General features: G+C 74.0%; 9 protein-coding genes. 3 read left to right on the forward strand and 6 right to left on the reverse strand.

Translation table 11 applies throughout. The annotated features are described in order from the left end of the window. Nucleotides 1-225 precede the first annotated feature (225 nt). From FHL79_RS12405 to FHL79_RS12415, 3 genes are all read left to right on the forward strand, one after another. Complete coding sequence (locus tag FHL79_RS12405; RefSeq protein ID WP_246080706.1) at nucleotides 226-999, forward strand: GAF and ANTAR domain-containing protein; 774 nt, start codon at nucleotides 226-228, stop codon at nucleotides 997-999. 82 nt (nucleotides 1,000-1,081) lie between these two features. Beyond that, nucleotides 1,082-1,867 carry a GAF and ANTAR domain-containing protein gene (locus FHL79_RS12410; RefSeq protein ID WP_138758901.1) on the forward strand — a complete coding sequence of 262 codons (786 nt, stop codon included), beginning with the start codon at nucleotides 1,082-1,084 and terminating at the stop codon, nucleotides 1,865-1,867. 2 nt (nucleotides 1,868-1,869) lie between these two features. Beyond that, nucleotides 1,870-2,241 (forward strand): hypothetical protein, encoded by a 372-nt coding sequence (locus tag FHL79_RS12415; RefSeq protein ID WP_138758902.1) that lies wholly within the window; start codon nucleotides 1,870-1,872, stop codon nucleotides 2,239-2,241. 486 nt (nucleotides 2,242-2,727) lie between these two features. Here the strand turns inward: FHL79_RS12415 and FHL79_RS12420 are convergent, their stop codons facing one another. From FHL79_RS12420 to FHL79_RS12445, 6 genes are all read right to left on the reverse strand, one after another. Then, nucleotides 2,728-3,156, reverse strand: coding sequence for an ATP-binding protein (locus tag FHL79_RS12420; RefSeq protein ID WP_138758903.1), 429 nt, complete (start codon nucleotides 3,154-3,156; stop codon nucleotides 2,728-2,730). 183 nt (nucleotides 3,157-3,339) lie between these two features. Then, nucleotides 3,340-5,889, reverse strand: coding sequence for an HAD-IC family P-type ATPase (locus FHL79_RS12425; RefSeq protein WP_138758904.1), 2,550 nt, complete (start codon nucleotides 5,887-5,889; stop codon nucleotides 3,340-3,342). A 72-nt stretch (nucleotides 5,890-5,961) separates the two neighbouring features. Continuing rightward, on the reverse strand, nucleotides 5,962-6,903 hold the full coding sequence (locus tag FHL79_RS12430) for an ABC transporter permease (protein WP_138758905.1): 942 nt from the start codon (nucleotides 6,901-6,903) through the stop codon (nucleotides 5,962-5,964). Beyond that, on the reverse strand, nucleotides 6,900-8,108 hold the full coding sequence (locus FHL79_RS12435) for a quaternary amine ABC transporter ATP-binding protein (protein ID WP_138758906.1): 1,209 nt from the start codon (nucleotides 8,106-8,108) through the stop codon (nucleotides 6,900-6,902). The genes FHL79_RS12430 and FHL79_RS12435 overlap by 4 nt, the downstream gene beginning before the upstream one ends. A gap of 1 nt (nucleotide 8,109) precedes the next feature. Then, nucleotides 8,110-9,072 (reverse strand): glycine betaine ABC transporter substrate-binding protein, encoded by a 963-nt coding sequence (locus FHL79_RS12440; RefSeq protein ID WP_138758907.1) that lies wholly within the window; start codon nucleotides 9,070-9,072, stop codon nucleotides 8,110-8,112. Between the two features lie 132 nt (nucleotides 9,073-9,204). Then, entirely contained in the window at nucleotides 9,205-10,098 is an 894-nt protein-coding gene (locus tag FHL79_RS12445; RefSeq protein WP_138758908.1) for a TauD/TfdA dioxygenase family protein, read from the reverse strand. Nucleotides 10,099-10,128 lie beyond the last annotated feature (30 nt).

Here is a 10,128-nt window from a genome sequence, read left to right on the forward strand (position 1 = left end):
AGGAGAGCACCATCGTCACCCGCGCGCCGCGGTGGGGCTGGGCGATCCCCTGCCGCCGGAAGTGTCGGGTACCGTGCAGATGGCCGCCGGTCATGGACGCCAGATGGTGGACTGACCGGCAGGCAGCGCGGCGGAAGAACGCTCAGACCACGGGTGCCCTCTTCGCCGGTGCCGGATGGTGCGCGCCCTCGCGCCCGACCGGCACGGAGCGGGAGGACCTCGCGAGTGACCAGCCCTGCGGACGTCCCCAGCGCCACCCGTACGCGGGCGGTGCTGGACCAACTCGGCCAGATGTTGCTGGCCCGGAACGACTCCCCGTCGGTGCTGCAGCGGATCGTCGACCTGGCCGCGCAGGCGATGCCGCCGGGGACGGAGGTGTCGCTGACCCTGGTGCGCGACGACCAGCCGACCACAGCGGCCTTCACCGGCGCACTGGCCGAGGAGCTCGACGAGATGCAGTACCAGCGGGGGTACGGCCCGTGCCTGGAGGCCGCGCTCGGCGGTCTGTTCATCGACGTCGCCGACGCCCGCACCGAGGACCGCTGGCCGGAGTACGTGCCGACCTTCCTCGAGCGGGGCGCGCTCAGCGCGCTCGCCGCGCCGGTGCCCGCAGCGCACCTGACCGGGGCGGTGAACGTCTACGCGCGCGCAGCGCATGCGTTCAGCGAGGACGACCGGGCCGCATTGGGGCAGTTCGCCGGCTACGCCGGGGCCGTGCTGACGAACATGGACGCCTTGCAGGACGCTCGGGACCTGGCGGAGAACCTGCACAAGGCCATGGAGTTCCGCTCGGTCATCGAGCAGGCCAAGGGCATCCTGGTCGAGCGGTACAAGGTGACCACCGACGAGTCCTTCCGGCTGCTCGCCGACGCCTCCATGCGCGCCAACCGCAAGGTGCGCGAGGTCGCCGAGGAGCTGGTGCTCACCGGTGAGCTGGTGGTGGCCCCGCCGAGCCACCACCGACGGACTCCCCGGTCCCCACGGGACCGCCGGGCGTGACCCGGCACCGTCCCACCACGCGAGGGCGACGGGCCGACGACCAGGGCCTCGCCGCCGCCACCACCGCTGAAGGGGACGCCGGATGACCGATCCCGCTGCTGAGAGCCCGATCCCGGCCGGGACCGGGCCGCTGGACCCGAGCCCGCCGGTGGACCTGGGCGCAGCGCTGAACCAGATGGCCGGCCTGGTGCTGTCCCGGGAGACCGTGGACACCGCCCTGGAACTGGTCACCAGCCTGGCGGCGACCGCCACCGCCGGCACGCTCGGTGCGGCGGTCACCCTCGTCGACGAGCACGGCAGGCGCTCGAAGGCTGCGTCCAACGCCGCTGTCGAGGAGGCTGACGCCCTGCAGTACGAGCTCGACGAGGGCCCGTGCCTGACCGCCTGGCGCACCCGGGAGCTCGTCCGGATCGACGACACCACCACCGACGGCCGCTGGCGGCGGTGGAACGACGCGGTCGGCCAGCTGGGTGTGCGTTCGGTGCTGAGCACGCCGCTGGTGGTCGGCGAGGAGTCGATCGGTGCGATGAAGGTCTACTGCGAGCGCCCGATGAACTACGGCCCGCACGACGAGCAGATCATGCGCCTGCTCGCCGGTCAGGCCGCGATCCTGCTGGCCAACACCCAGAGCCTGCAGGCAGCGCGCCGGCTCAGCCGGCAACTGACCGAGGCGCTCGCCAGCCGCGATGCGATCGCCCGGGCCACCGGGGTGCTGCTCGCCCAGGGCGCGACCAGCGAGCAGGACGCGTTCGTCGCTCTCGCCGGCGCCGCCCGGCAGGCCGAGCAGCCGGTGCAGGACGTCGCGCGCGCCCTCGTCGCCGCAGTGGTCGAGCGGAACACCCACCGTGCGGCGCCTGCCCGACCGTGACCATGACCAGCGACGAGCGTCACCAGCGCATGGACGCTGCCCGGATCCGCGCGGAGCTCAGCGTGCAGGACCTGTGGCTGCGCTACGTGGCGCTCGGCGGCACCGGCGACGCCTTCGACCTCGACGGCTACCTGCAGGCGCTGGTGCCATTGGACGTCTTCCAGCAGGACGTCCTCGCCCAGGCCCTGAACGAGGCACTCGAGGAGTCCTACCTCAGGTACTGCATCCCGCTGTCGACTCCACCCCCCGGCGCAGCGGGGGACGGTCGGCTGCGTCGTCTCGTCGACACGCTCCTCGACGACCAGGTGGCCGCCTTCCGGGACCGGTTGCAGCCGCCCTCCGCCGATCCACCGGAGGCCGACGCGGCTCCCTGACGCGGCGGTCGCCCCGCGACCGCGGTCGGCGCGCGCCTCAGCGCAGCGCCTGGCCGCCGAGCGGGGTCGGGCTCCCGGGCGCACCCAGGGCCGGGGCGGTCGTCGCCGCGGCCACGCGCCGCCGCACCTCCTGCGCCGAGCTCCGGATCAGGGGCGCGGAGGCACGGGCGTCCCGGGCTCGTGCGATCAGCCGGCCGAGCTCGACGGCGCTCCACCCGACGGTCGCAGCAGTCCCGTGCGTCGGGTCGCCGACCCGGCCGACGGGGCGCCTGTCACCGGTCGAGCGCGACCCCGGACGTCGGTCGGCCAGGAGGGCGTCGAGCGGGGCGACGCGTGGCCGGCCCCCCGGACGGGACCTCCGGCGCAGGTGCGGTGGTGCGTGACCGTCGTGCGGCAGCCCTCGGGGTCGGGACCTGCTCCCGTCCTCCGGAGAGGGGGATCGCACCCCGGCACGACCGGCCGCACCCCGATCGGGAGGACCCCGGGTCAGACGAGCAGCGCCGCCCAGACGTGCTTGCGGCTGCCCTCGACGGCCCAGCCGAACGCCACCGACAGCCGGGCGATCAGGTGCAGGCCCAGCCCGCCCAGGGACGGGTCACGGTCGACGGCCGGCGCGGGAGGCTGCTCGGGACACGCGTCGCTGACGTCGACGAGCCATCCCCGGTCGCACCCGTGCACCCGCACCTCGATCGGGGCGCCGCTGTGCCGCAGACCGTTGGAGGCGAGCTCCTCGAAGGCCAGCAGCAGCCGGTCGACGTCGTCGGGCGAGGACCCCGCGGGGAGGCTCCGCCGGAGGTCGTTGCGCGCGGCGGTGAGCTCGGCGGGACGGGTGATCGCCCAGGTCCACGTGTCGCGAGCCGCAGTGGGTGTCGGTGGGGCGCTGTGCGCCCACGTGGCGGCCTGGCCGGTGCTCATCGGCTCCTGCAGTGGTCGAGCGGCTGGTCTCGCCGCGTTGTGGTGGGACAGCGCCCGGTCGGCAGGGTCGGCCGGGCGCCTGGATGGCGATCAGCGCACGCCGCATCCGTCGGGGCCGGCAGGAGCACCAGGTCGTCACTCTGGCCCCGAGGGTCCCACCCCTCGAGCCGGCGGGCACGTCGATCACCGGGCGGGGCCGTCCCCGCCCGGGGTGGCGGCCAGGCCGAGGGTCCGCTCCAGCAGCCGGAGCCGGTAGGCCGCGCTGAGCAGGACGAACCAGACCACCAGGGCCGGCAGCACCGTCGAGAAGACCGGGTCGGCGGCGTGGGTGAGGCCGAACCAGTCGGTGAACCAGGGCACGAACAGCCCACCGGAGAACGCCAGGAACAGCGCGAGGACCAGCACGGCCGGTCGCCGGTCGCCGTCCGGCCGGGTCCAGGAGGCGAAGACCCGGGACGGCGGGCGCAGGAACAGGATGAGCAGGAAGGCCGCGTAGGAGACGAAGGTCGACAGCGCCGTCTGTGCCCCGATGGTCGCCGCAGCCTCGGTGAACCCGACGTCGTCGGAGCTCACGCCGGTGTAGCGCTCGAAGTCCGCGACCACGAAGTCGGGCACCTGGGAGGCCTGGAAGCCGTCGAGCAGCGTCGTGTAGTGGTAGGCGTAGACGGCCACGCCGGCGGCCGCGGTGAGCACCATCGCCGGGACGACGAAGCGCCACAGGTCGGTCAGCAGGTGCGGGTCCGGCGCGGTCGGGCGCGCCCAGGTGGTGAGGAACAGCGTCGGGACGCCGACCGTCAGCAGCGTGAGCCCGACCTGCGCAGGGGAGTAGGGGAACCCCAGCCCGAGCATCGTCACGGTGAGGATGACCAGGCCCTGGGTGCCGACCCGGGCCAGGAACACCTGCATGGAGGTCCCGATGCCGGAGATGATCCGGCGGCCCTCGTGCTGGGCCGGCAGCAGGGCGGCGAGCGAGTCGTCGGTGAGCACGATGTCGGCGACGTCCCGGGTGACCGCGCTGCCGCTGCGCATCGCCACCCCCACCTGCGCGCGCTTGAGGGCCCGGGCGTCGTTGACCCCGTCCCCGATCATCGCCACGTAGTGCCCGCGCCGGCGCAGCGAGGTGACCAGCCGCTCCTTCTGCTCCGGGGAGATGCGGCCGAACACGGCGCTCCCAGCGACCACGTCGTCGAACTCGGCGTCGGAGAGGGCGTCCAGCGCGGTCCCGCTGACCGGCTCCCCGGCGGTCAGCCCGGCCTGCCGGGCCAGGGCGGCCACCGTGCGCGGGTCGTCACCGGAGACGACCTTGAGGTCGACGCCATCGGCGGCGAACCGCGCGATCGCCTCGGGGACGCCGGGGCGCAGCTCGTCGGCGAGCACGACCAGCGCCAGCGGCTCCAGCGCGGGCAGCCGGGGCCGGCCGGTCCCGTCACGCAGCGGGGCCGCCGGGTCCACGGCCCGGGCGGCCACGAGCACCCGCAGCCCCTGGGAGGTGCGCGCGGCCACCGCTGCGGTGAGCGGTTCCCCGGACAGCTGCGGGGCCAGCCGGTCCGGCGCCCCCAGCACGTACACCGCGTCCTCGGTGCGCAGCGCGCTCCACCGCAGCGACGAGGAGAACGGGACCTCCTCGCGGACCGGCAGCCGGCCCCCGGGCAGCGAGCCGGCCAGCGCCGTCGTCGTCAGGTTCCCGGCCCGGGTGCTGGCTGCCATCGAGCCGATCAGCGCCTCGACGTCGCTCGCAGGCAGCGCGCCGACCGGCAGCACCTCGGCGAGGGCCAGCCGCCCGGTGGTGAGCGTGCCGGTCTTGTCGGTGCAGACGACGTCGACGTTGCTCAACGACTCCACCGCGTTGACCTGCTGCACCAGCGCCCCCCGCGCGGCGCTCCTCGCCGCGCCGACGGTGTAGGCGACGGCGACGAGGAAGAACAGCCCGTAGGGGACGAGCCCGGACAGCACGGCGGTGGTCTGCACGACCCGCTCGAGCGTGAAGCCCTCCAGAGCGGCCTGGGCGAGGATGGCGACGCTCATCAGGCCGACGAGGACCATGACCAGCCGGACGACGAAGCCGATCCGCCGCTGCAGCGGGGTGCTGTCGGTCGACACCCGGCGCACGTCGGTGGTGAGCCGGCTGGCGTAGCTCGCCGCGCCGACGTCGCGGGCCAGCTGGTGGCCCTCCCCGCCCACGCAGAAGCTGCCCGACAGCAGGTCCGCACCGGGCTCCTTGCGCAGCGCCTCCGGCTCGCCGGTCAGCAGCGACTCGTCCACCTCGACCAGGCCGCCGTCCAGGACCGGGCCGTCGACCACCACCTGGTCACCGGGGCGCAGGTGCAGCACGTCGCCGCGGACGACCTCGTCGGGGACCACCTCGACGTCCCGGCCGTCGCGGACGACGGTGACCCGGCCGCGGCTGAGCAGCTGCAACCGGTCGAGCTTGCGCTTGGCGCGGATCTCCTGGACGGCGCTGATGGCGGCGTTGACCAGGCCCAGGCCGACGCTGGTGAAGGCGTCGTCGTACCGGCCCAGCGCGAGGAGAGCCGCGCCGATGACGAACAGGACGAGGTTGAAGAAGGAGAAGACGTTGGTCCGCAGGATCACCGCGTAGCTGCGCGAGGACCCCCGCGTCGCCGTGTTGCCCTCGCCCCGCCGTCGCCGCGCCTCGGCCTCCCGCTGGCTCAGACCCGGGGGAGCCGCCTCACCGGGTACCACCTGCACGCCCATCGGGTCCCCGGTCTGCACGAGACGATCCTCGCCCAGCGGTGGCGACGGCGCGCCCGGCGCGCCAGTGGTGTCGCCCTCGTCGGGCCGGGCTCAGCGGGACGCGGGTGCCTCGACGGGTGCCGGTTCCTCGGTGCGGGGCGCCGGCGCGCCGGTCGTGGCGGCGCGGGACGACGTCCGCCGGGTCCGCGCCCGGAGCAGCCGCGACACCGCGGTCGGGTGCCCGAAGGACGCCGTCAGCCGGTCGAGGAAGATCGCCAGCAGGACCACGGCGAGGCCGCCCTCGACGCCGGAGGCGACGTCGAGCTGGGTCACCGCGCGCACCACCACCGCGCCGAGCCCGGCGGCGCCGAGCAGCCCGGCGGTGACCACCATCGACAGCGCCAGCATGATCACCTGGTTGACGCCGGCCATGATCGAAGGCAGTGCCAGCGGCAGCTGGACCTCCCGCAGGACCTGCCCCGGCCGGGCGCCGAAGGCCTGCGCGGCCTCCACCACCTCGCGGTCGACCTGTCGGATGCCGAGCTCGGTCAGCCGGACGCCCGGGGGGATGGCGAACAGGATGGTCGCCACGACCCCCGGCACGACGCCGACGCCGAAGAAGAAGACGGCGGGGATGAGGTAGACGAACACCGGGGTGGTCTGCATCGAGTCCAGGACCGGCCGGACCGCGACGCTGACCGCGCGGTGCCGCGCCGCCAGGATGCCCAGCGGCACCCCGATCGCCGCCGCGATCACCGCGGCCACCAGCACCAGCGCCAGCGTCTGCATCGTCTCGACCCACAGCTCCAGCGACACCACCAGCAGGAACGCCAGCAGCGTGTAGAGCGCCAGCCACGGACCGCGCACCAGGAGGGCGAGCACCGTGGCGACCACGATCCACACCACCGGCGGTGGGGACACCAGCGCGTCGGTCAGGCCGTCGACGAGCACCTGCATGACCGAGGAGATGGCGTCGAACAGCCACGGGACGGTCGCGAGCAGCCAGTCGATGAGGTCGGAGACCCACTGACCGAGCGGGACGTGCGGGATCACGAGCGCCTCCCGCGGAGCGGCACGGCCGACAGGGCGTCGAGCACCGTGGCCCGGGGGACGACGCCGAGCAGCCGGCCGTCGTCGTCGACGACCCCGAGCGGCACCGGGTGCCGGCCCAGGAGGTGCACGAACTCCACGACCGGGCGGTCGGCCGCGATGGTCGCGAAGTCGCCGACCAGCTCCGTCGGTCCGAGGGCTCCACGGCCCTCCTGCACGGCGCGGGCCAGCAGGTGGTCGCGGGCGATCCCGGCGATGCGCCGGCCGTCGTCGAGCACGTAGACGCCGTTGGCCTCCACCGTGCCCAGCGCCCGCAGCACGTCGCCGGGCGCGTCCCCGAGCCGGGCCGTCAGCCGCGGCTCGCGCAGCAGGTCACCGGCGGTGAGCACCCGGGTCCGGTCCACGTCGGAGGTGAAGTCGGCGACGTAGGCGTCGGCGGGCGCGGCGATGATCTCCGGTCCGGTGCCCAGCTGCACCGTCCGGCCGTCCTTGAGCATGAGGATCCGGTCGCCGAGCCGCATGGCCTCGTTGAGGTCGTGGGTGATGAACACGATGGTCTTCGACAGCTCCGACTGCAGCCGCTCCAGCAGGTCCTGCATGTCCCGGCGGATCAGCGGGTCCAGGGCGGAGAACGGCTCGTCCATGAGCAGCACCTCGGAGTCCGCGGCGAGCGCGCGGGCCAGGCCCACCCGCTGCCGCATGCCGCCGGAGAGCTCGTCGGGCCGGGCGTCGGCCCGGTCGAGGAGCCCCACCGTCTCCAGCGCCCAGTCCGCGCGCTCCCGCTGCTCGGCCGCGCGGGCGCCGCGCACCTTGAGCGCGTAGCCGGCGTTCTCCCGCACCGTGCGGTGGGGGAGCAGCGCGAAGTGCTGGAAGACCATGCTGATCTTCTGGTTGCGCACCGTGCGGAGCTCCGCGTCTTCAAGGGCCCGCAGGTCCCGGCCGTCGACCTCGACGGTGCCGGCGCTGGGCTCGATGAGCCGGTTCAGCAGCCGGACCAGGGTGGACTTGCCCGACCCGGACAGCCCCATGACGACGAACAGCTCACCGCGCGCCACCTCGAAGCTGACGTCGTGGACGGCCAGCGTCGCCTGGGTGCGCCGGTAGACCTCGTCGCGACCGACGCCCTCCCCGGCCAGCCGCAGCGCCTCGCTCTCGCGCGCCCCGAAGACCTTGGTCAGGCCCGAGACCCGCAGCACCGGCGAGGTCACGTCAGCCGATCCACTGGTCGATCTGGTCGGCGTGGTCGTCGACCCACTGCCGGGCGACGGTCGAGACGTCGTCCCCGTCCACGTCGACCTGCTTCTGCATGGCCTCCATCTCCTCGACCGAGATGCGCAGGTCGGTCAGCAGGTCGACGAAGGCCGGGGCCTGCTCCTGCAGCTCCTTGCTGGCCGCGATGTTGGCGCTGTACGAGGGCATCGCGCAGGCGCCGTCGCCGGTGGTCAGGCAGCCGTCGGAGTAGGGCGTGGGCTCCTCGAGCTGGACCATGTCGTACTGCGCGAAGACCGCGTGCGGGTGGTACAGGTACAGCACGATCGGCTCCTCGCTGCCGTAGGAGTTCTTCAGCTGGGCGAGCTCCGCCGCCTCGGTGGCGACGACGTGCTCCAGCGTGATCCCGTAGCCGTTGAGCCGCTTGGTGTTCTGCTCGGTGGTGATGTAGCCGGGGTCGGCGTCGTAGAACTTGCCGCCGAGCTCGTCGGCGTAGTCGTTGAGCTGGGTGACGCTGGTCAGCCCCTCCAGCGGACCGCCGGGGGCCACCGCGTAGGCGGGCACGAACCAGCCCTGCGCCGCGTCGCCGTAGGTCTCGGACACGACGTCGACCTGGTCGCCGGCCTTGTCGGCCAGCTCCTGCTGGTTGGGCAGCGCCACCTCGGTGAGCAGGTCGATGTCCCCGCGCTGTGCGCCCGCCCAGGCAGCGGCCGGGTCCAGCTGCGTGGTGGCCAGCGAGGAGACCCCGAGGTCGGGGTGGTCGGCGGCGATCTCGCCGAGGATGCCGTTGGTCAGGCCGGCCGCGGTCCAGCTGAACTCGGCGGTCTGGACCGTGACGCCGTCTCCGCCGCCGTTGCCTCCGCCGGAGCCGGCCTCCTCGCTGGAGCACCCGGCGAGGGCGGTGGCGAGCAGGGCGGTGAGCGCCAGGACGGACGCGCCGGGACGGCGGAGGGTGCGCTGCATGGGATCAACTCTCTCAGGGACGCCGGGCCGCTGCGCGGCGGACGTGGGCGCGCGACGAGGTGCAGGCCCGTACGAGCCTGCACCTCGTCGCCTGGCGGGGGGTGAGCTGCGCGCACCGGGCGCAACCGCTGGTCAGGACGCGGTCGGCCCGATCGGCGCGTCGCCGCGAAGGGTGATGCGGTGCATCACACGGCGGGTGTCGCCGTAGTCGCGGTTGGCGTAGTGCACCGTCGACCGGTTGTCCCACATGGCCACGTCGCCGACCGACCAGCGGTGCCGCACGATGTGCTCGGGCTTGGTGATGTGGGCGTAGAACAGGTCGAGCAGGTACCGGCTCTCGGCGTCGGAGACGTCCTTGAGGTGGGACACGAAGCCGGGGTTGACGAACAACCCCTTGCGGCCGGTGTCGGGGTTCACCCGGACGACGGGGTGCTCGACCGGCACGAGCGCGCGGTACTCCTCGCCCTCCCACTTCGTGCGCTCCTCGCGCTGGGCGAGGTAGTAGCCGAACTCGCGGGTGCCGTCGTGCACCGCGACCAGCTGGTCGGCCAGCCGCTGCACCGGCCCGCTGAGCGAGCGGTAGGCCAGCTCCAGGTCGGCCCACTGGGTGTCCCCGCCGGTCGGCGGGAGGACGACGGCGCGCAGGACGGAACCCAGCGGTGGGCGGCGGACGAAGGTGAGGTCGGTGTGCCACACGTCGGCGAAGCCGCCGGTGGAGCTGTCCAGCGCGTAGATCTCCGGGTGCTCCTCGTCGACGCCGGGGACGACCGGGTGGCCCTCGGTGACCTCGCCCAGCCGGCGGCCCAGGGCGATCTGGCTGTCGGGGTGCAGGTCGTGCTGGCCGGCGAAGAACAGCACCTTGTACTCGGCGAGCGCGGCCCGGATGGCCCGGACCTGGTCGTCGGTGGCGCTGCTGAGGTCGACGCCGTGGACGCGGGCGCCGATGGTCGGCTCGAGGCGCTCGAACTCGAGGGCGGCGCCGTCGAGGTCGGCGGGGGTGGTCGGGGCGGCAGCGAGCAGGGTCATGCGGGGACTCCGGGGTGATCGGTGCGGGCG

This window comes from Modestobacter altitudinis (assembly GCF_005930475.1).
Lineage (GTDB): Bacteria > Actinomycetota > Actinomycetes > Mycobacteriales > Geodermatophilaceae > Modestobacter > Modestobacter altitudinis.